Raw genomic sequence first — 271 nt, 5'->3', positions numbered from 1 at the left:
ATTATTAGTTAATTTTGATTACCAAGAAGCATATCCACTTAAAAAACAAGTTCAATTTGCTCAAAAAAACTTTGAGAAATTCCCTGAATTTGCATCTGACTTCTTATGTAAACCAGTTTCGAACAATAAATTCTTTATAGATGTTGATAATTTAACTAAATCTATTGATCTTCTTTCATCTTTTGACGTAGTGGGCTTTACAGAAAAGGAATTAGGAAATTCCATATTTGACAGAGGCACAAGCATTTATAGAATTAGGAAAGCTTTGATG

The 271-nt window shown here is 29.2% G+C and carries 1 protein-coding gene; it reads left to right on the top strand.

All coding sequences use genetic code 11. The features are described from left to right. Nucleotides 1-271 (top strand): hypothetical protein (locus SB753_RS37395; RefSeq protein ID WP_410805193.1); only part of this gene is annotated, 271 nt, incomplete at both ends.

Origin of the sequence: Paraburkholderia sp. SIMBA_053 (genome assembly GCF_046534895.1) — a bacterium.
GTDB classification, from domain to species: domain Bacteria; phylum Pseudomonadota; class Gammaproteobacteria; order Burkholderiales; family Burkholderiaceae; genus Paraburkholderia; species Paraburkholderia caledonica.
The sequence above is the reverse complement of the archived record's forward strand: the minus strand, read 5'-3'. Positions and strand labels throughout refer to the sequence as shown.